Source organism: Cupriavidus lacunae (assembly GCF_003353055.1).
Classification (GTDB): domain Bacteria; phylum Pseudomonadota; class Gammaproteobacteria; order Burkholderiales; family Burkholderiaceae; genus Cupriavidus; species Cupriavidus lacunae.
In genome coordinates this window covers 1-19,596 of record NZ_QKWJ01000114.1, presented here as the reverse complement: position 1 = coordinate 19,596, position 19,596 = coordinate 1, and the positions used below count along the sequence as shown (strand labels likewise).

The following is a 19,596-nucleotide window of genomic DNA, read 5'->3' as shown; positions in this document are numbered from 1 at the left end:
GGAACCACCCCTTCCCATCCCGAACAGGACCGTGAAACAGCTCCGCGCCGATGATAGTGCGGATTACCCGTGTGAAAGTAGGTCATCGCCAGGCTCTTATACCGCAGAACCCCCAGCCCCAAAAGGCTGGGGGTTTTTGCTTTGGCGCGGCCAAAACCATGGGCCTCCGTGCCTCTGCCACCCCTATCTCGCGTCAAGTTGCCAACGGCCTGCAAAAGCCGTCTACCGGAGCGTGGCCATATGTGCACCACGCGATAGGCAGTGTGGCTATGCTCTGAAGCCAATCCCCGTACGAAAGCCCCGGCACACTACGATAAGAGTGGCCGCCCGCCGGGCAATAAACGCGCTTGTGGTTTGTCGCTCGGACAAAAGTGACTCGCCCCTTTAGGGGCGAAACCGGAGCGGTCGAACCATCGACCACATTGAATTAGCCCAAAGGTCCCGGCCAGATAATCAATCGGCCTCAATCTTCATCGACCTCAACAGCGGCTGCCACTTGTCGCTTTCAGCCTTCAGCATCGCACGCAGCCCGTCTGGCGTCTGCTTGTCGACCGGCACGATTTCCGCGCCCAGGCCATCGAGCTTCTTGATCACCACCGGGTCTTGCAGCCCCTTCTGCAGCGCTTTTGTCAGCCGCGCCACCGCAGCGGGCGGTGTACCCTTTGGCGCGTAGATGCCGTGCCAGACCCTGACGTCAAAGCCCTTGAGACCGCCTTCCTGCAGCGTTGGCGCGTTGGGCAGCGCCTTGATCCGCGTCGGCGTGGTCACGCCGAACAGGCGCACGCGATCGGCCTGGATATGTGGCAGCGTGGCCGTGGTCTGGTCGCACAGCAGGTCGACCTGGCCGCCGAGCAGCGCGGTCAGCGCGGGGCCGGCGCCCTGATAAGGGATCGCATTCAGCTTCACGTGGACCGATTGCTCGAACAGCACGCCGCATAGCTGCGATACGGCGCCGAGTCCGGCATTGGCCAGCGACACCTTGTCCTTGTTCTGGGTCACATACCGGATCAGCTCAGGCACCGTCTTGGCCGGCAGGTCCTTGCGGCCCATCAGGGTCATCGGCACGTCCGCCACCTGGCCGACATACTCGAAGTCCTTCAGCGGCGCGTAGGACAGCTTCTTGTACAGTGCCGGCGCGGTCGCCATGCCGTTATGGTGGATCAGCAGCGTATAGCCGTCCGCCTGTGCGCGGGCGACAAAGGCAGCAGCCACGGTGCCGCCGGCGCCGGTGCGGTTTTCCACCACCACGCTCTGGCCAAGATCCTGCGACATCGCCTGCGCCAGCGTGCGTGCCACGACATCCGTCGGGCCGCCGGCAGAGTAGGGGACGACCAGGGTGATCGGCTTGCTCGGATAGGCGTCGGCCGCTGCCGCGCCGTTGGTGCCTGCCAGTGCCGAAGCCATCACCATTACGCCTGCCAGCCATCGCGGTCCGGCGTGCAAACACTTCACATCCTTCATTGCTGTCTCCAGATTGGTGCCGCACCGTGAGTCCGGGGTGGCTTGTCGGGGTTGCGCGGCTAGCATGGGGGCAGGCCGCGGCGACCGCAATCTGGTTCTCGTGAAGGGTGCCTAATCCATGGTGGAAGATCAGGCCGTTTCTGCCACGCGCACCTCCACCAGCAGCTTCTTCAGCTCCGGCACGCACGAGCCGCAGTTGCCGCCGGCCTTGACGCAGGCCGTGATCTCCGAGGGTGTCTTCAGGTCGTGCTTGCGCACCGCATCGCAGATGGTGTTGCGGCCCACGCCAAAGCACGAGCACACCGTCGGGCCGGTATCGGCGCCTTTCTCCATTGGCTGGCCGAGCAGCAGGCCGATGCGGTCGGTGTCTTCCAGCCGCTCGCGGCCGAACAGACTGGCGAGCCAGGCGCGCGACGGCAGTTCCGGCCGCGTCGACACGTAGACGCAGGCTTCGAGCCGGTCGTTGACGACATAGCCCGCATGGAAGATCCCGGCGGTGCGGTCCTCGTATTCCAGCCAGTCGGCGTCCGGGTCGGTCACGCCAAGCAGTTCGCGTGCCCAGGCGGTGCGGTCGGCCACGGTGTCGCGGCCGGCGAATTCATAGCGCTGGAACTGGCGGCCCTGTACGCGCGTCCAGTAGGTCAGCGCTTGCGCGGGCAGCGCCCCTCGGCTCAGCACGAAGCCGTGCCAGTTCACGCCGAACGGCTCCACCCGCACCGGCGTATGCTTGAACTCGGGCTCGCCGGAAACGGGATCTACCACCGGGTTGACCAGCGCGCCGACGCGCGCGTCGGAGCTGAACTGGCCGTTCCAGTGGATCGGCACGAACACGCTGCCGCGCGGGATGCCGCCGCCGTGGTGCACGCGTGCCACCATCGCGCCCCAGCGCGTGCTGACGCGCGCGAGCTTGCCTTCACCAACGCCGCACAGCAGCGCGTCCTGCGGATGCATGTCGACAAAGGGCTCGGGCAGGTGGTCGGCCAGCTTGGCCGACTTGCCGGTACGCGTCATGGTGTGCCACTGGTCGCGCACGCGGCCGGTATTGAGGATCAGCGGGAAGTCGTCGTCGGGTGCATGAGCCGGCGCGCGCGGCGGCGTGGCGACAAAGCGGGCGAGGCCATCGGCGTGGGCGTAGCGGCCGTCGCCGAACAGGCGCCGGGAGTCAGTCGTCGCATTCGCGGGTACAGGCCATTGCACGGGCTCCAGGCCGTCATAGCGTTCCTGGTCCAGGCCGGCCAGTCCGCCGATATCGAACACGCGCGGCGCGGCATCGTTGCGCCATGCGCTCAGGCGCGCATGCTCGTCGAAGATCTCGTGCGGCCCGGCATAGTCGAAGCCGCTGAAGCCCATGCGGCGCGCGACGTCGCACAGGATGTCCCAGTCGGCACGCGCTGCGCCCGGCACGGGCAGGAAGGCGCGCTGGCGCGAGATGCGCCGCTCCGAGTTGGTGACGGTGCCGTCCTTCTCGCCCCAGCCCAGCGCGGGCAGCAGCACGTGCGCGGCGGCGTTGGTGTCGGTGCGCTCGATGACGTCGCTCGTGACCACCAGCTCGCATTTGGCCAGCGCGCGGCGCACCTGGTCGGCATCGGGCAGGCTGACCACCGGGTTGGTAGCGATCACCCAGACTGCCTTGACGCGGCCGGCTTCGATGGCCTCGAACAGTTCCACTGCCTTGAGGCCCGGGCGGTCGGCCACCACCGGCGATTGCCAGAAGCTCTGCACGACGTCGCGATGCAGGGGGTTGGCCAGTTCCATGTGCGAGGCCAGCATATTGGCCAGGCCGCCGACCTCGCGTCCACCCATCGCATTGGGCTGGCCGGTCAGCGAGAACGGGCCCATGCCCGCCTGGCCGATGCGGCCGGTCAGCAGGTGGCAATTGATGATGCTGTTGACCTTGTCGGTGCCGGCCGACGACTGGTTGACGCCTTGCGAGAAGGCCGTCACGGTCTTTTCGGTTTCCGCGAAGAGTTGGTAGAAGGCCAGCACGTCCTGCACGTTCAGCTTGCAGGCGCGGGCCACGGCAGCCGGATCGGCGCAGGCCGCGTCCGCGGCCTGCAGGGCCTCATCCAGCCCGGCGGTGCTGGCGGCGATGAAAGCAGCGTTGGTGCGGCCCTCGCGTGCCAGGTAGCTCAACAGCCCGTTGAACAGCCAGACGTCGGTGCCCGGGCGGATCGCCAGGTGCAGGTCGGCCAGCTCGCACGTGGCCGTGCGGCGCGGGTCGATCGCCACGATCTTCATGTCGGGGCGCGCTTCCTTGGCCTGGGACAGGCGCTGGAACAGGATCGGATGGCACCACGCGGTGTTGGAGCCCACCAGCACCACCAGGTCGGCCAGTTCCAGGTCTTCGTAGTTGCCCGGCACCAGGTCTTCGCCGAACGCGCGCTTGTGGCCGGCCACGGCCGACGACATGCACAGGCGCGAGTTGGTGTCGATATTGGCGCTGCCGATGAAACCCTTCATCAGCTTGTTGGCGACGTAGTAGTCCTCGGTCAGCAGCTGGCCCGAGACATAGAGCGCGACCGAATCCGGGCCGTGGCGGCGGACGATGTCCGAGAAGCCCTGTGCCACGCTGTCCAGCGCACGGTCCCACGAGACTTGCTGCAGCGAGCCATCGCTGCCGCGCAGCTTGGGGTGGAGCAGGCGGCCTTCCAGGTCCACGGTTTCACCCAGCGCCGAGCCTTTCACGCACAGCCGGCCAAAGTTGGACGGATGCTGTGCGTCGCCCGCGATCTCGACCTGGCCGTCGGCACGCACGGTGGCGCGCACGCCGCAGCCGACGCCGCAATACGGGCAGGTAGTGGCGGTGGTGGTGGTCAGGGTTGCCGAAACGACCGGGATATCGGACAGGTTCACGCGTTCTCCGTGCGGGGGCGTTGTCTTGGTTCGCAATCTAGGCGGCGAGCGCTTCGCACTGCGCCTGGCCGAACAGCAGGCGCTGGCGCAGGGCGCCGACCGGCGCACGCCGCTGGATCATGTCGAAGTACCAGGGGCCGTCCTGCACATCGCCATACAGCACGGCGCCGACCAGGCAGCCGTCCTGCAGCACCAGGCGCTTGTAGACGCCGCGGCGCCCATCGCGCAGCACCAGGTCCTCGCTGCCTTCGCCGCCGATGAAGTCGCCGGCGGAGTACAGGTCGACGCCGGTCACTTTCAGTTTAGTCGCGGTGGCCTGCTGCACGTAGCGGCGATGGCCGGCGCCGGCGAGGTGCGCGGCGCACACGCGGGCCTGGTCCCAGATCGGCGCCACCAGGCCGAAAGTGGCCTGGCGATGCTGCACGCATTCGCCCACGGCGTAGATGCGCGGATCGTAGGTCTGCAGTGTGTCGTCGACGACGATGGCGCGCTCGCAGTGCAGGCCAGCGCCGGCAGCCAGTTCGATATTGGGGCGCACGCCCGCGGTCATCACCACCAGGTCGGCGGGGATCTCGCTGCCGTCCTTGAAGCGCACGCCGGTGACGCGGTCGGTGCCGAGAATCTCCGCGGTCTGCGCGCCCAGCAGGAAGCGCAGGCCCTTGCGTTCGAGCGCGCACTGGAGCAGCGTGGCAGCGGGCTTGTCGAGCTGGCGCTCCATCAGGCTGTCAGGCAGGTGCACCACGGTTACGTCCATGCCCTGGCGCAGCAGCCCGTTGGCGGCTTCCAGGCCGAGCAGGCCGCCGCCAATCACCACCGCGTGGCGGTGGTTGCGCGCTGCATGCTGCATGGTCTCCACGTCCTGGATGTCGCGGAAGGCGATCACACCGTCGAGCTGGTGGCCGGGCACTGGCAGGATGAAAGGCTTGGAGCCCGTGGCCAGCAACAGGCGGTCATAGCGCACCTCGCGCCCCGAGGCCGAGCGGACGATGCGGCGCGGACGGTCGATTGCCACAACCGGGTCGCCGGCCAGCAGCTCGATGCCGTTCTCGTCATACCACTCGCGCGTATTCAGCATGATGTCCGCCACCGTCTTCTCGCCGGCCAGCACCGGCGACAGCAGGATGCGGTTGTAGTTGCCGTGCGGCTCGGCTCCGAACACCGTGACGTCGTACAGGTCCGGGGCGAGCCTGAGCAGCTCCTCTACGGTGCGCATACCGGCCATGCCGTTGCCGACGACGACCAGGCGCGGTCGGGCTTGGGGGTTGGCGGAAGGCGTCATGCCGGCATCTCCGTTGGCGTGGCTGGTGGACAGGGGGAGCATCGAATGTGCGCTGGGAATGTACGCTGGTGTCAGGCGGCGAGTTCTTCCTCGGCCTCGCGCATGACTACGTCGGCGGCAATCCAGACCTTGCCGTCATAGACGCGCGCGGCATAGGCGTTGACCGAATGCTCGGGTGCTTCCAGGCATTCGCCGGTACGCAGGTCGAAGTGATGCTTGTAGATCGGCGAGGCCACCACCAGGCGCTCGCCCAGGTTGCCGATCAGCCCGCGCGACAACACCGCCGCCTGCGAGTTGGGATCGAAGTTGTCGATGGCGAAGACCTCGTCGCCACGGCCGATGCGGAACACGGCGACCTGCTTGTCATCGACCAGTGCGCACACACCAGTATTGGGCACGATTTCGCGTACGGTGCAGACGGCGGTCCAGGTTTCAGGATGGTGGGGATGGCTCATCACGTTCTCCTTGGTATCAGGCTGCTTTGGCGGGCACGGCAACCACGGGGATGTGGCTCAGGCGGGAGTGACGCAATTTCCGTTCCTCAGGCGTGGCCGGGCGGATCTGTCCGCGCTCTTCGATAAAGGCGACGTTGTCGTCGCGGCGGTCGCTGTTGACGAAGTGGCGGAAGCGCTTGCGCGTCTCGGGATCGGTCACGGCCTTCTTCCACTCGTCTTCGTAGGTGTCGACCACGTGCTGCATCTCGGCCTCCAGTTCCGCGGCAAGGCCCAGCTTGTCGTCCAGCACCACGGCCTTGAGGTAGTCCAGGCCGCCTTCCAGATTGTCGCGCCAGACGCTGGTGCGCTGCAGCCGGTCTGCGGTGCGCACGTAGAACATCAGGAAGCGGTCGATGTAGCGCACCAGGGTGTCGTGGTCCAGGTCGCTGGCCAGCAGTTCGGCATGGCGCGGCTTCATGCCGCCGTTGCCGCACACGTACAGGTTCCAGCCGCGGTCGGTGGCGATCACGCCTACGTCCTTGCCTTGCGCCTCGGCGCATTCGCGGGTGCAGCCGGACACGCCGAACTTGATCTTGTGCGGCGCGCGCAGGCCCTTGTAGCGGTTCTCCAGTTCGATCGCCAGGCCCACCGAATCGCCCACGCCATAGCGGCACCAGGTGGAGCCCACGCATGATTTCACCGTGCGCAGCGCCTTGCCGTAGGCATGGCCCGATTCAAAGCCGGCGGCGATCAGCTCTTCCCAGATAAAGGGCAGTTCTTCGGCGCGTGCACCGAAAAGGTCCACGCGCTGGCCGCCGGTGATCTTGGTGTAGAGGCCGTACTTCTTGGCCACCTGGCCGACCGCGATCAGGCCCTCGGGCGTGACTTCGCCGCCCGGCATGCGCGGCACCACCGAATAGGTGCCGTCCTTCTGAATATTGGCCAGGTAGTAGTCGTTGGAATCCTGCAGGCTGGCGTGCTCTTCCTTGAGCACGAACTCATTCCAGCACGAGGCCAGGATGCTGCCCACGGTGGGCTTGCAGATATCGCAGCCAAGGCCCTTGCCGTGCGCGTGCAGCAGTTCTTCAAAGGTCTTGTGCTTGCCCACGCGCACCAGGTGATACAGCTCCTGGCGCGAGTACGGGAAGTGTTCGCAGAGGTGGTTGTTGACGGCCATGCCCTGCTTCTTCATTTCGGCCTTCATGATCTGCGTGACCAGCGGCACGCAGCCGCCACAGGCGGTGCCGGCCTTGGTGCAGGTCTTGAGCGCGCCGATGCTGGTGGCGCCGTCGCACACGGCCGCGCAGATCTCGCTTTTGGAGACGTTGTTGCACGAGCAGATCTGGGCGGTGTCGGGCAGGGCGTCGGCGCCCAGCGCGGGCTTGGCCTTGCCGCTGCTGTCGGGCAGGATCAGGAACTCGGGCGACTCGGGCAGCTCGATCTTGTTGAGCATCATCTGCAGCAGCGTGCCGTACTCGCTGGCGTCGCCGATCAGCACGCCGCCCAGCAGGTACTTGCCGCAGTCGGACACCACCAGCTTCTTGTAGACCTCTTTGCGGTCGTCGCAGAACTGGTAGAAGCGCGCGCCCGGCACGGTGCCGTGGGGGTCGCCGATGCTGGCCACGTCCACGCCCATCAGCTTGAGCTTGGTGCTCATGTCGGCGCCGGCAAACTCGGCGGCTTCGCCCTGCAGGTGGAGCGCGGCGACGCGGGCCATGTCATAGCCCGGGGCCACCAGGCCGTAGATCTTGCCTTGCCACAGCGCGCACTCGCCGATGGCGTAGATGTCGGGGTCCGAGGTGAGGCATTGGTTATCCACCACGATGCCGCCGCGCTCGCCCACCGCCAGGCCGCTGGCGCGCGCCAGTTCGTCGCGCGGGCGGATGCCGGCGGAGAACACGATCATGTCGGTGTCGAGGTGGGTGCCGTCGGCAAACACCATGCGGTGGGTGCCGTTTTCCCCGTCGACGATTTCAACGGTGTTCTTGCCGGTATGCGCGGTCACACCCAGGCCATGGATCTTCTGGCGCAGCATGCGGCCGCCGCCTTCGTCGACCTGCACCGCCATCAGGCGCGGCGCGAACTCGACCACGTGCGTTTCCAGGTCCATGTCGCGCAGTGCCTTGGCGCACTCCAGGCCGAGCAGGCCGCCGCCGACCACCACGCCGGTGTTCGAGCGGGTGCCGCATTCGCGCATGGCTTCCAGGTCTTCGATGGTGCGATAGACGAAGCAGTCCTTGCGGTCCTTGCCCGGCACCGGCGGCACAAAGGGGTAGGAGCCGGTGGCCAGGATCAGCTTGTCGTAGGACAGGGTTTCGCCGGTCGAGACCTTCACCGTGCGCGCGGCGCGGTCGATCTCCACCGCACGCGCGTTCAGGCGCAGCAGCATGTTGTTGTGCTGCTCGAAGAAGCCGGCGGGTACCAGCGACAGATCCTCGGCCGACTTGCCGGCGAAGAACTCGGACAGGTGCACGCGATCGTAGGCGGGACGCGGTTCTTCGCACAGCACGGTCACTTCCACGTTCTGCGCGCCGGCTTCCGCCAGGCACTCCAGGAACTTGTGACCCACCATGCCGTGGCCGACGATGATCAGTTTCATGATGCTTTCCTTGTCCGTAGTCAGTCTTTGCTGCTTGTTGTGCTGTGGGGGCGATGCTTGAAGATCAGTTGGCCAGTGCGCTGTCGTACAGGGCCTGCTCCTGGGCCTTGTGCTCGGCGCTGAAGCGGATGGCGATAGCGCACAGCGCGGCGATGGTGGCCAGCACGCCCAGCACCGTCAGCGTCTGCTGCACGCTGCCCAGGCCCTTGAGCAGGAAGCCCGCGGCGACGGCGCCTACGTTGCCGCCCGCGCCGATGATGCCGGCCACGCCGCCCAGCGCCTTGCGGTCGATGAAGGGCACCAGGGCGTAGGTCGCGCCGCAGGCCATGTGGGTGAACAGGCCGAACAGCAGCATCGCGACTACGGCCAGGGTTACGCTGCCGGCCTGCGCGAACCACAGCAGGCCCAGGCCTTCGCCCAGGATCAGCACGAACAGCAGCGTGGCGCGCGCATCCAGGCCGCGGCGGCGCGCTGCCTTGTCCGACAGCCAGCCACCCAGGGCGCGGGCAAACAGCGCCAGCAGGCCGAAGCTGGCGGCGGCCAGGCCGGCGGCCTTCAGGCTCAGGCCGAAGCGGTCCACGTAGTACGAGGCGGCGATGTTGTGGATGAAGATCTCCACGCCGAAGCAGGCGCCATAGGTGATGAAGAGCAGCCACACGCGATAGTTGGCGCTGGCGGCGCGGAAGCTGGCCCAGCCGCCGCCCTTGCCACCGTCCTTGCCTGTAATGGCAATGCCGCGGGCGCGCAGGTCCGAGTAGTTGCCTTCCGGGCAGTCCTGGGTGAAGCGCCAGTAGACGACGGCCATGATCAGCATCAGCACGCCCGGTACCAGCAGCGCCAGGCGCCAGCCGAGCGCGTGGTCGGCGCCGAGCATCAGGACGGCGGCCAGCAGCAGCGGCATGATGGCCTGCGCGGCGCCGCCGCCGGCGTTGCCCCAGCCGGCCGAGGCCGCGTTGGCGGTGCCGACCACATTGGGCGCGAACATCACCGAGGTGTGGTACTGCGTGATCACGAAGCTGGCGCCGACCGCGCCGATCAGCAGGCGGAAGAAGAGGAAGGTTTCATAGCTCTGCGCCAGCGCCACGCCCAGCACCGGCAACGCACCCAGCGCCAGCAGGCCGGTGTAGGTCTTGCGCGGGCCGAAGCGGTCGCACATCGGGCCGATCACCAGGCGCACCAGGATGGTCACTGCCACCGCCGCGATATTGATGTTGGCGATCTGGCCCGGAGTCAGGCCGAACTCGCCCTTGAGCACCGGCATCAGCGGCGCGCAGGCGAACCACGCGAAGAAACAGACGAAGAACGCCATCCAGGTCAGGTGGAAGGCGCGCATCTGCGGGGTGCTCAAGCTAAACAGCTCGATGCGGGTGGCTTTGCCGGTCATCGTCCTTGGCTCCAAAAACAAATGGCGTCCCGCAAACCAGGCCGTTCAGGCCAGTTCAGGGGACGCCGTTGTCCTGACAGCCACTACATGGGATAGGGGCTGTGTATGTGGGGTGGGCCGGTCGCCATTGACGGGCCCGTACCCTGTTACGCAAGGGGTGTGCCAGGCCTGTATGTGACGGTGAACGGGGGTTTGTTGCGCTGAGGTGCGGCGGAGTGATCCCGGGATGCGCTGTGGTGGGGCGGCCGCCGGACTGGCAGCACACTCATGGTGCAGTGCGGGGGGCTGTGCTGGTGCGATGCAGCACCGCGGGCGGTGCTACTGGTCCGAAGCCGCGGATTGGGCGTTGAGGGGGACGATCCGCATATCTCGCGGCGACACTTCCGCGCCGTCCTCGTCGACCAGCGCTGCGCGCACCAGCTTGCCGCTGGCGCGCGAGCGGATCTGTACCGGCCCTTCGCCGGCGGGCGCCATGTGGCCGTCGCCCCACTGCATCAGGCCGACCAGCACCGGCAGCAACTCCACCGCGGCGTGGGTGGGGCGGTACTCGAAGCGTTCGCGCTCGCCGGGTTCGCGATAGCCGACCTTGCGCAGCAGGCCGGCGTCGGTCAGCGTCTTGAGCCGCGCGGACAGCACTGCGGGCGAGCATTCCAGCCGGCGCAGGAAGTCGTCGAAGCGCGTCACGCCGTGGAAGACGTCGCGCAGGATCAGGATCGTCCACTTTTCACCGATCAGCGACAGCGTGGCCGCAATCGAGCAGTGGCGGAGGTCGGACGCAGTGAGGTTCATGATGCGGGCAAGCATAGCACGCTGACTTCATTTGCAAAAGTCAGGTTATCTCCTATACTCTGACTACAAATAATGAAGTTAGATGGTGACAGGATGGATCTCCAAAGCGAAGGCCGCTCAGGCGTGGCGGAAAGCTGGACGGTGGGGCGGGGCGTGCAGGTGACGGTGCGCCGCACGCGGCCGCACGATGGCGGGGCGCTGCGCGCGCTGGTGGACGGGCTGTCGCGTGAGAGCCGCTACTCCCGCTTCCTGACCGGCGGGCGGGTCGTGGATGAAATCGTCCAGAGGCTGGCCTCGCCCGCGCCGGGCGGCGTGGCGCTGGTGGTGGAGGCACCCGACGAAGATGGTGTATCAGCCATTGTCGCCAGTGCGGAATACGTGGTGTCCGGGCAGGTCGGGGAGTTCGCCGTAGTCGTTGCCGACGGCTGGCAAGGGCGGGGACTGGGGCGGCGCCTGATCGCCAGGCTGTGCGAACTGGCCCGCGCTGCCGGCCTGCGCGGGTTGCGCGGCGACGTGCTCAGCGAGAACCGCCGCATGCTGGCGATCCTGCGGGGCTTCGGCTTTGCCAGCCGCCGCAATCCGGAGGACAGCTACCTTCATGAAGTCACGCTGGCGCTTGGCCAGCCGGCACCCAGCACGCAGCGGCTGCCCGCGGGCTGGTTCAGCACACGCTGATCAACTGGCTTCGCGCTTGCCGCGAGCGGTGAGGGTGCAGCCGATCGAGGCCGTGATGATGCTGGCAATCGCCAGCCACTGCACCGCGCTCAGTTGTTCATGCAGGAACGCCAGCCCGGCCAGCGCGCCCATGGCCGGCTCCATGCTCAGCAGGATGCCGAAGGTGCGCCGGTGCAGGCGCTTGAGCGCCACCATCTCCAGCGAATAGGGAATCGCGCTCGACAGGATGCCCACCGCCAGCCCGAACAGCAGCAGCGTCGGGCTGAACATCGCGGTGCCGGCATGCGCCAGGCCGAACGGCAGCACCACCAGCGCCGCCATGGTCAGTCCCAGCGAAGTGGCCTGCCCGCCGTGGGCGTTGCCCGCCATCTGCCCGAACACGATATACAGCGCCCAGCCCACCCCCGCGGCCAGCGCATAGCCGATGCCGACGGGATCGAGCGTGCCGGCGGCATCCCCCACCGGCAGCAACAGCAGCAGCCCGGTCACCGCAAAGCCAATCCACAGGAAATCGATCGCGCGCCGCGACGACAGCACCGCGACCGCTAGCGGCCCGGTGAACTCAATCGCGATCGCCAGCCCCAGCGGGACGGTGCGCAGCGACATGTAGAACAGCAGGTTGGTCGCGCCCAGCGCCGCACCGTACAGCGCGATCGCGCGCGCATTGGTCCATGTCAGCGGTATGCGCCACGGGCGCCAGACGCACAGCAGGATCAGCGCCGAGAAGCTCACCCGCAGTGCCGTGGTGCCCTGCGCCCCAAGCGCCGAGAACAGGCTCTTGGCGAACGAGGTGCCGATGCACAGCGACACCATCGAGCCGGTCAGGGCCAGTACGGCGATCAGGGTCGAGCGACGGCGGGCGGCGGTTTGCGGCAATTTCGAGATCCTGTTTGATGGCGTGGCCTTTGCAATGCTGCCGCATCATGCGGCAAGCAAGGCGCGGGCGCCATATACAGGTGCGGGCGAGTGGCTCAGTACAGTTGGCCGTGCCCGGAGCACGCCGCTGCTCAGTGGCCCTGGGCCGCCGCCCCGGCTCAGCGCGGCGTAGCCGCGACGGGTGCGGGCTGTGCCGCCGCTGGAGATTGCGCTGGCGCCTGAGGCTGCGCTGCGGCCTGGGGCTGGGCAGCGGCCTGGGTTGGTGCCACGGCCTGCGTCTGCGCCACGGCTTGAGGCTGTGCCACGGACTGAGGCCGCGCTGCGGCCTGGGGCTGTGCCGCGGCTTGTGGCCGTGCGGCGGGTGCCTGGCGCGCGCCGCCATTGGCCGCCGGGGCGGCTTCGGTTACCTCGCGCCACCCGCCGCCCAGTGCCTTGTACAGCGACACGCGGCTGGTCAGGCCGGCCAGTTTGTATGTGATCAGCGCCTGCTGCGCGGTGTAGAGGTGGCGCTGCGCATCGAATACGCCGAAGTAGTCGTCGACGCCATTCTTGAAGCGCATTTCCGACAGCCGCCGGGTCTCGCTGCCTTCGCGCACCAGGGCCTCCTGGGCCTGCACCTGGCGCTCGTAGGTGGCGCGTGCCGCCATGCTGTCGGCCACTTCGCGGAACGCGGTCTGGATCGTCTTCTCGTAGTTGGCCACGTTGATGTCCTTGCGCACGTTGGCCGCATCCAGTCCGGCGCGGTTGCGGCCGGCGTCGAAGATCGGCACCGTCAGCTGCGGCGCAAACACCCACGCCATGCCGCCGGAGAACAGCCCGGCCAGGCTGCTGCTGGCCACGCCCAGCGCGCCGGTCAGCGAGATGCGCGGGAAGAAGGCCGCGCGCGCCGCGCCGATATTGGCGTTGGCCGCCTTGAGCCGGTGCTCGGCGTCGAGGATGTCGGGCCGGCGCACCAGTACGCTGGACGGCAAGCCTTCAGGGAACTCGCTCACCAGCGTGCGCGCATCGAGCGGATCCTGCGCGGGGACATTGGGATTGGTGGCAGCGGCGCCGGCATCGGTCACGGACTTGGGCAACGGGCCGCCGATCAGCAGCGCCAGCGCATTCTCGTCCTGCGCCACCTGCCGCGTGTACTGCTCCACGCCCACCTGTGCGGTTTCCACCTGGGTTTGCGCGCGATGCTGGTCCAGTTGCGCCATCGCGCCGACCTGGCGCCCGCGCCGTACCATCTCCGCCGCGTCCTGCTGTGTCTTCAGCGTGTCCTGCGACAGCTTCAGCAGTTCGCGGTCGGCCCGCAGCGTCAGGTAGGCATCGGCCACCTCGGCCACCAGGCTGATCTGCGCGCTGCGGCGCGCCTCTTCCGTGGCCATGTATTCCTCCAGCGCGGCATGCTTGAGGCTGCGCACCCGGCCGAAGAAATCGAGCTCGAACGCCGTCAGGCCGATGCCCGCGTTGTAGGTGGTGATCTGCGCCGGCTGGCCCGTCGCACGCAGCCGTTGCGGCAGCCGCTGCGACACCATGCCGGCATTGCCCTCCACCGTGGGGAACTGCGCCGCGCGCTGGATCTGGTACAGCGCGCGCGATTCGTCGATGGCCAGCGTGGCCATGCGCAGGTCGCGGTTGTTGGCCAGCGCCAGCTCGATCAGCTGGCGCAGTTGCGGATCGATGAAGACATCGCGCCAGCCGAGGTCGGCGGCGGACGGACCTGCGGGCTGTGCAGGCTGGCCGGGTTGCGCCGCACCGCTTGCGGTCTTGGCCTGCGGGGTGCGGTAGGCCGCGCCCTCTGGCCAGGCCGACGGGACCGGTGCAGCGGGCCGCTGGTATTGCGGCTCCATCGTGCAGGCGGCAAGAGCCAGCACAAGCGCTGCAGGCAGCAGCAGGCGCGGCGGGGGCACGGTACGGGGGCGGGGCAGGCTTCGCATAAATATCGTTCCGGAGAGAGAGATTGGGAGCAGGCAGGGGTCAGCCCATCAGCGCGCGCCGCATGAAACGCGAGATCGCCAGCTTGGGCTGCCCCTGACGGGCGATGTTGTGTGCGGGATCGGTGAACAGCAGTCGGATCAGGGCGTGGCGCGCGGCCATGCTGGTATGCAGCGCGATGCCCAGCAACTGGCCGTCGCGGCGCGCCACGCGGCACGGTATCCAGCCGGTCTGCGCCAGCCACAGCGCGCCCTCGGCGCCGGGACGGAAAGCGGGCGCCAGCGGCGTGGTCACGGCCACGCCATTGCAGGACAGGTCCCTGGTGGTGACGCGGTACTCCCTGCCATCCACGCGCAGCAGTGCCGCCGCATGGTGCGGGAAGCGCTCTTCCTTGCGCGGACGCGGCAGTTCCACGCACACCAGCAAGGACGCGAGATACAGCATCAGCGCCACGCCGGTCCAGATCGTATTGAAGGCCAGCCCCTGCGCATCCGGGTCCATGACCAGTGCGCGGCCCAGGCCCAGCGCGGAGAATCCCAGCAAGCCAGCGTACAGCGCGGCAAATTTGCCATGGATCACCAGCCTGGACCGGTCCAGCCCCTTGTTGGTGACCTTGAACGGCCGTCCGAACGGCTTGAACATGGCGCTGACCAGCGACGCGGTGACCGCCAGCGCCGCGACGATCTGCGTGACCTCGGTAAAGATCGGCAGCGCGCGCTGCCCCGTCACCCAGATGCTGTACGCCCAGTACGCCACCAGCGCGGGCAGGCCGTAGGCCAGGAACTGCAGCGGCTCGCCGTAGAGCGTGGAGATGCCGAAATACCAGTACAGCAGCGGCCCCGCCAGCAGCATCAGCGTGAACGGCCGCGACAACCAGTGCAGCAGGCCATGCACATAGTGCAGCCGCTGCATCCCGGTGTAGCCGCGCCCGCGCAGCGGCCCGTCGGCGGTCAGCGCTACCTGGATCGTGCCCAGCCCCCAGCGGCTGCGCTGGCTGATGTATTCGGGCAGGCCCTCGGCGGACAGGCCCACGCTCAGGCGCTCGTTGAGCCAGCGCGTGATATAGCCGTGCGGCAGCAGCCGGTAGGTCAGGTGGATGTCCTCGGTCACCGTGCCGGTGGGGAAGCCGCCGATCAGATCGATCAGGTCGCGCCGCACCACGAACGAGGTGCCGATGCAGAACGCCGCGCCCCACGCATCCTTGGCCGGCTGCATCACGTCGAAGAACGCGCGCTGCTCGTCGACCCAGCACTCGGTGGCGCGCAGGTTGTACTGGATGGGGTCGGCGTTGTAGTAGAACTGGGGTGTCTGCACCACGCCCACGCGCGGGTCGTTGAACAGGCCCACGGTGCGCAGCAGGATATTGCGATGGGGCGCAAAGTCCGCGTCGAGCACCAGGATGTAGGGGGCGCCGCCGGCCGCCGCGCTGTGGCGCAGGCCGTTGTTGAGGTTGCCGGCCTTGGCGTGGGCATTGTCCGGGCGCGTCACGTAGTTGGCGCCCACGCGCTCGCAGAACTCGCGCAGCCAGTCGCGGCGGGTGTCGTCCAGCACCCAGACGCGGAAGTCGGGGTAGTCGATCGCCAGCGCGGAGACGATGGTCTTCTCCAGGATCTCCAGGCCTTCGTTGTAGGTGGCGATGAAGATGTCCACCGGCGGCACCTGCTTCGCGCGGCGCAGCGCGGCCTCGCCCGCGTCGGCGTCGGGCGTGTGGTTGCTGGTGCGCGCGAGCACTACGATCGACAGCAGCGTATAGGCCAGCGTCATGCATTCGAACGCGAAGAACACATGGGCCCACACGCTGGCGAAGGTCATCTGCCAGTCGGGCAGCGTTTCGCGGACGCGCCACGTCAGGTACACCCCCAGCAGCAGCGCGGTGACGCCGCCGAACAGGATGCGGTCCGCCGGCCGCTCGTGCCGGCACAGCATCGAGAGCAACACCGTTGCCAGCAGCACGCCGCCGTTGATGACCAGCAGCGTCTGGTTTTCCAGGAAGAGGGCAAACATCGTCAGTCCTTGGTGGTGGTTGCGTTGGCCGGCGCGGCGGCAATGGCCGGCGGCGGGCAGGACGGTTCCATGCACCCGCCCGGACGGAAAGGGTTCCAGCGCGCGGCGGCCAGCACGGCCCACGCGGTGGCGCCCAGGTGGGGCAGGTGGAAGTAGTTGAAGTCCTCCGTGGTCGAGGTGGGCCCGATCGACAGCCCGGTGCTGATGCGCGCTTCAGGGGTGGCGTAGAGCATCCCGGACGGCGCGCGCTGCGACTGCAGCAACTGCCATAGCGGCTGCGCCTGTTGCGCCTGCCCGGCGGCCTGCAGCACCAGCGCGGCCTGTCCGGTACCCTCGGTCCAGATACCGTCGGGACCGCCCTTGAAGCCGTAGCCCGCGCCGGCGCGGTGCTTTGCCTCTACCCACGCCAGGTTGCGGCGCCAGTCCTGCGGCGGATCCGGGATCGCGATCAGCGGCCACAGCACCGCATCCAGCGCGGAAGGGCCAGCATTGGGCGCGCGGCCATCGTCGCGCGTGCCGATGATGAAGCGGCCCTCGCGCGGCTGCCACATGGCGCTGACAAAGCCGCGCGAGCGCGCGGCGCCGTCGCGCCAGCGCGGATCGTTGCGCTGGCTGGCGAGCCAGCTGAAGGCGGCATACGTATCGACGTTGTGCTCGGTGGATTTCCAGCCCTGGCGCGTCTGCCTGGGCTCATGGCCGAAGAAGCCGCCGACGTAGCCGGCGGGCGCGTTCGTGTCGGGCACGGTGGCATGCACCCAGCCCATCAGCGCGGCGGCCCCATCGAGGTAGCGCGCATCGCGCGTGGCCTCATGCACGGCCAGCAGCAGCAGCGCGGCCCAGGCCACGTTGCCGGTGGCGGTGCCGGCCTGGTAGGCATCTTCAAACCAGCGCTTGCTCGGTTCGTCCCACCAGCCCGGCAGCGGCACCGGTCCCGCCGGCACCGGCCCCGCGCGGTAGGCGTTGCGCAGGCGCGCGTCGCGGAAGTGGCGGTCCTGGCGGATCGCCTGTAGCACCGCGTCGGCAATGCGGCGCGCTTCGGCGGGGCGTTTGCAGGCTACCAGCGCGATGCCGGCCAGCGCGTTGTCGTAGACAAAGGCGGCATTGCGTAGCGCCGGCGCCAGCGGCTCGCCGCCTGGCGCGGGTTCATAGCTGGCGAGAAAGACGGGGCCGTTGCCGCCTTCACGGCTGACGCGCTCGGCCAGCGTCTTGCAGCCATCGGCCAGCAGCGCCTGCCGGGCAGGCTCGGCGGGTTCGGCAGCGTGCGCCGTACATGGCGACAGCGCGAACACGGCGGGAAGCAGCGCGCCGGCAACCAGGCGGGGCAGGCGTGCAGTCGGGATCGGCAATTGCATCCGGGTCTCCTTTGCCTGCGCAGGCGGTTACAGCGATGCCCGCAACTGACCCAGCCAGCTCTGATTCAGCGTCACGCGCGCCCAGCGGCCCATGCCGCAGTGGCCGGACTGGGTCGGCGCTGCCGCCGCGGCGGTGCCCGCTGTTCCCGGCGTCGTCCCGGTTCCTGACGCAGCGCCGGCCTTGCCGGGCAGGTTGCCGAGCGGACGGTCGAGCTTGGCGATCACATAGATCTCGTTCTTCTCGATCGGCGGGAACGGCACGAAGTAGCGCGCCTGGTCGCCGTCCGGTGCGCGCGGCAGGACTTCGGCCACTGATGCCGGCAGCGCCGTGGGCATGCCGTCGACCTGAACGTTCAGACGGGCACCGGGCAGCAGGTTGTCGCTCAGGCTGCGCGGGAACACCGCCACCACGCGCGTCTGCGCGCAGTTGCTGGCCCGCGCCAGCGTGGCGCCGGCGGCGACGCGCATGCCGGGCTGCGCAATCATGTCCTCGATGGTGCCGGGCTCGGGCGAGCGGATCTCCAGGTTGGAGAGGCGGTCGATGCGTTCCTGCTCGGCGGCGAGCATTTCGTCGACCGACTTGCCATAGGCTTCCAGTTGCTCCAGCTCGGCCGTCAGCTGCGCCGATTCCGCGCTCAGCACCTGGCGCCGCTGCGCCAGCGTGGCGCTGGGGCCGTCGGTGGACGAGGCATAGACCTTGTTGCGCGAGGCCTGGCTCTCGCCGACGGCGTTATCCAGCTCGGCCCTGGCCGCGGCCTTGGCGTTGGACAGCATCGACAGCTGGTAGCGCGAGGCATTGGTGTAGGCCTCGCTGACGGCCCCGGCCCACTGCATGTTCTGGTTGCGGTTGACCACTTCCTGCTGCTGGTCTTCCTGCGCCTTGGCCGATGCCAGGCGCGCCTCCAGGGCGCGCACGCGCGTGGCGTGTTCGCGCTGCGCGGCACTGTTGTAGCGCTGCAGGTCCTGCTCGGTGGCGGCCATCAGCCTGCGGTTGCTTTCCAGCCGGGCCTTGGCCGAGTCATAGCGCTGCTGGTTGTCGAGCTTCTTGCCGGTCAGGTCGACCAGCAGCGAACGGTCGATGTTCGGGTTCTGCACCACCATCAGTGCCTGGTTGGATGTGAACGGCTGGCCCGCGGCCACCATCTGTTTCATCACCACGCCTTCCACCGGCGAGGTCACAAGGCTGACGGGGCTGTTCACGACGGCCCGCTCCGACGAGCGCGTAAACACATTTGGAAACATGATCGTCAGCACGGCCCAGATGATGAACAGCACGACGCCGTAGCCCGCCATGCGGGGCACGATATGCCAGATGGGCACGGCGACGGGCTGCGGGCGTTGCACCAGCCCGTCGCCATGGGGTTGGCGCAGCGGAGCCGGTGTCAGAGGGTGTTGTATGGGTGGCGGATTGTTGCGCTGGTCGGCCATGGTGTTGTTCTCCGGCAAGCAAAGTCAAAAGGCATCCCCGCCGGCTGCGCAAGGCGTATTCCGGACGAGCGTTTTCTTCAGGCAAGCGAGTGGCGTCGCGCAAGAGCTGTCGCGCGATGCCCGGCTTGCAAGTCCCCAATTCAGCTTGTTGTATGCAGCACGCGCGATGTGGCTGAGCCGTATCGGCGCACCTTGCAATCGGGCCGACATACTGCATGCGGCGGCATGCGACCCGTTGATTTGCCCGGCTTCATCCAGGCAGAGTTGAACAATGGCCAGTCAATGGCCAAGAAATGGCAGCCCGTTGAAGCAAAGATTCACGCACTCAGGCCACCGCAGGTGAGTTAAGGCTAGTCAGTTACCCCCTCGCTTGCTGTAAAAATGTGTAAGGGGAGGCTGTAGCACTGCTTAACACGGCATTACTCAGCAGTCGGAAATATAGGCGACAGATGGAGCGTCGAAGAATGAACGGACAAGACGCGGCTTATTCTGGACGTCGGCGAGTTGCTCCTCGATCCGCTCGCGTAGCCTCTCGCCCTTTT

The 19,596-nt window shown here is 67.8% G+C and carries 13 protein-coding genes, 1 rRNA gene and 1 pseudogene; 2 read left to right on the top strand and 13 right to left on the bottom strand.

What is annotated here, in order from left to right:
- A 5S ribosomal RNA gene (gene rrf / locus DN412_RS46130) occupies nucleotides 1-94 on the top strand; the annotation flags it as partial.
- 359 nt (nucleotides 95-453) lie between these two features.
- On the opposite strand, the gene DN412_RS38890 is transcribed toward rrf, so the two are convergent.
- From DN412_RS38890 to DN412_RS38860, 7 genes are all read right to left on the bottom strand, one after another.
- Complete coding sequence (locus DN412_RS38890) at nucleotides 454-1,461, bottom strand: tripartite tricarboxylate transporter substrate-binding protein (protein ID WP_115216399.1); 1,008 nt, start codon at nucleotides 1,459-1,461, stop codon at nucleotides 454-456.
- 129 nt (nucleotides 1,462-1,590) lie between these two features.
- Nucleotides 1,591-4,314 (bottom strand): nitrate reductase, encoded by a 2,724-nt coding sequence (locus tag DN412_RS38885; RefSeq protein ID WP_115216398.1) that lies wholly within the window; start codon nucleotides 4,312-4,314, stop codon nucleotides 1,591-1,593.
- A 37-nt stretch (nucleotides 4,315-4,351) separates the two neighbouring features.
- A complete protein-coding gene (locus DN412_RS38880; protein WP_115216397.1) occupies nucleotides 4,352-5,593 on the bottom strand; it encodes an NAD(P)/FAD-dependent oxidoreductase in 1,242 nt (413 codons plus the stop codon).
- A gap of 71 nt (nucleotides 5,594-5,664) precedes the next feature.
- Nucleotides 5,665-6,048 (bottom strand): nitrite reductase small subunit NirD, encoded by a 384-nt coding sequence (gene nirD, locus DN412_RS38875; RefSeq protein ID WP_115216396.1) that lies wholly within the window; start codon nucleotides 6,046-6,048, stop codon nucleotides 5,665-5,667.
- Between the two features lie 16 nt (nucleotides 6,049-6,064).
- A complete protein-coding gene (nirB, locus tag DN412_RS38870) occupies nucleotides 6,065-8,626 on the bottom strand; it encodes a nitrite reductase large subunit NirB (RefSeq protein WP_115216395.1) in 2,562 nt (853 codons plus the stop codon).
- A gap of 64 nt (nucleotides 8,627-8,690) precedes the next feature.
- The gene (locus tag DN412_RS38865) at nucleotides 8,691-10,010 is read right to left on the bottom strand and encodes an MFS transporter (RefSeq protein ID WP_115216394.1); all 1,320 of its coding nucleotides are present in this window, start codon (nucleotides 10,008-10,010) and stop codon (nucleotides 8,691-8,693) included.
- A 318-nt stretch (nucleotides 10,011-10,328) separates the two neighbouring features.
- Nucleotides 10,329-10,814, bottom strand: coding sequence for a winged helix-turn-helix transcriptional regulator (locus DN412_RS38860; RefSeq protein WP_115216393.1), 486 nt, complete (start codon nucleotides 10,812-10,814; stop codon nucleotides 10,329-10,331).
- A 78-nt stretch (nucleotides 10,815-10,892) separates the two neighbouring features.
- On the opposite strand from DN412_RS38860, the gene DN412_RS38855 reads away from it, so the two are divergent.
- Nucleotides 10,893-11,474, top strand: a complete 582-nt coding sequence (locus DN412_RS38855) for a GNAT family N-acetyltransferase (protein WP_115216392.1) — start codon at nucleotides 10,893-10,895, stop codon at nucleotides 11,472-11,474.
- Here the strand turns inward: DN412_RS38855 and DN412_RS38850 are convergent, their stop codons facing one another.
- The 6 genes and pseudogenes from DN412_RS38850 to DN412_RS44235 form a co-directional block, all read right to left on the bottom strand.
- Complete coding sequence (locus DN412_RS38850) at nucleotides 11,475-12,350, bottom strand: EamA family transporter (protein ID WP_078199517.1); 876 nt, start codon at nucleotides 12,348-12,350, stop codon at nucleotides 11,475-11,477.
- A gap of 158 nt (nucleotides 12,351-12,508) precedes the next feature.
- On the bottom strand, nucleotides 12,509-14,263 hold the full coding sequence (locus DN412_RS38845) for an efflux transporter outer membrane subunit (RefSeq protein ID WP_425267483.1): 1,755 nt from the start codon (nucleotides 14,261-14,263) through the stop codon (nucleotides 12,509-12,511).
- 49 nt (nucleotides 14,264-14,312) lie between these two features.
- Complete coding sequence (locus tag DN412_RS38840; RefSeq protein ID WP_115216400.1) at nucleotides 14,313-16,274, bottom strand: glycosyltransferase; 1,962 nt, start codon at nucleotides 16,272-16,274, stop codon at nucleotides 14,313-14,315.
- Between the two features lie 2 nt (nucleotides 16,275-16,276).
- On the bottom strand, nucleotides 16,277-17,626 hold the full coding sequence (locus tag DN412_RS38835; RefSeq protein WP_115216390.1) for a hypothetical protein: 1,350 nt from the start codon (nucleotides 17,624-17,626) through the stop codon (nucleotides 16,277-16,279).
- 27 nt (nucleotides 17,627-17,653) lie between these two features.
- Nucleotides 17,654-19,054, bottom strand: a complete 1,401-nt coding sequence (locus DN412_RS38830) for an HlyD family secretion protein (protein ID WP_115216389.1) — start codon at nucleotides 19,052-19,054, stop codon at nucleotides 17,654-17,656.
- A gap of 423 nt (nucleotides 19,055-19,477) precedes the next feature.
- Nucleotides 19,478-19,596 (bottom strand): annotated as a pseudogene (locus tag DN412_RS44235) (IS630 family transposase); the annotation flags it as partial.

What these genes read in the sequence shown, in the direction of transcription:
- DN412_RS38840 (WP_115216400.1), bottom strand. Translation starts at nt 16,274, where the DNA reads ATGTTTGCCCTCTTCCTGGAAAACCAGACGCTGCTGGTCATCAACGGC.
- nirB (WP_115216395.1), bottom strand. Translation starts at nt 8,626, where the DNA reads ATGAAACTGATCATCGTCGGCCACGGCATGGTGGGTCACAAGTTCCTG.
- DN412_RS38865 (WP_115216394.1), bottom strand. Translation starts at nt 10,010, where the DNA reads ATGACCGGCAAAGCCACCCGCATCGAGCTGTTTAGCTTGAGCACCCCG.
- DN412_RS38855 (WP_115216392.1), top strand. Translation starts at nt 10,893, where the DNA reads ATGGATCTCCAAAGCGAAGGCCGCTCAGGCGTGGCGGAAAGCTGGACG.
- DN412_RS38835 (WP_115216390.1), bottom strand. Translation starts at nt 17,626, where the DNA reads ATGCAATTGCCGATCCCGACTGCACGCCTGCCCCGCCTGGTTGCCGGC.
- DN412_RS38830 (WP_115216389.1), bottom strand. Translation starts at nt 19,054, where the DNA reads ATGGCCGACCAGCGCAACAATCCGCCACCCATACAACACCCTCTGACA.
- DN412_RS38860 (WP_115216393.1), bottom strand. Translation starts at nt 10,814, where the DNA reads ATGCTTGCCCGCATCATGAACCTCACTGCGTCCGACCTCCGCCACTGC.
- nirD (WP_115216396.1), bottom strand. Translation starts at nt 6,048, where the DNA reads ATGAGCCATCCCCACCATCCTGAAACCTGGACCGCCGTCTGCACCGTA.
- DN412_RS38890 (WP_115216399.1), bottom strand. Translation starts at nt 1,461, where the DNA reads ATGAAGGATGTGAAGTGTTTGCACGCCGGACCGCGATGGCTGGCAGGC.
- DN412_RS38880 (WP_115216397.1), bottom strand. Translation starts at nt 5,593, where the DNA reads ATGACGCCTTCCGCCAACCCCCAAGCCCGACCGCGCCTGGTCGTCGTC.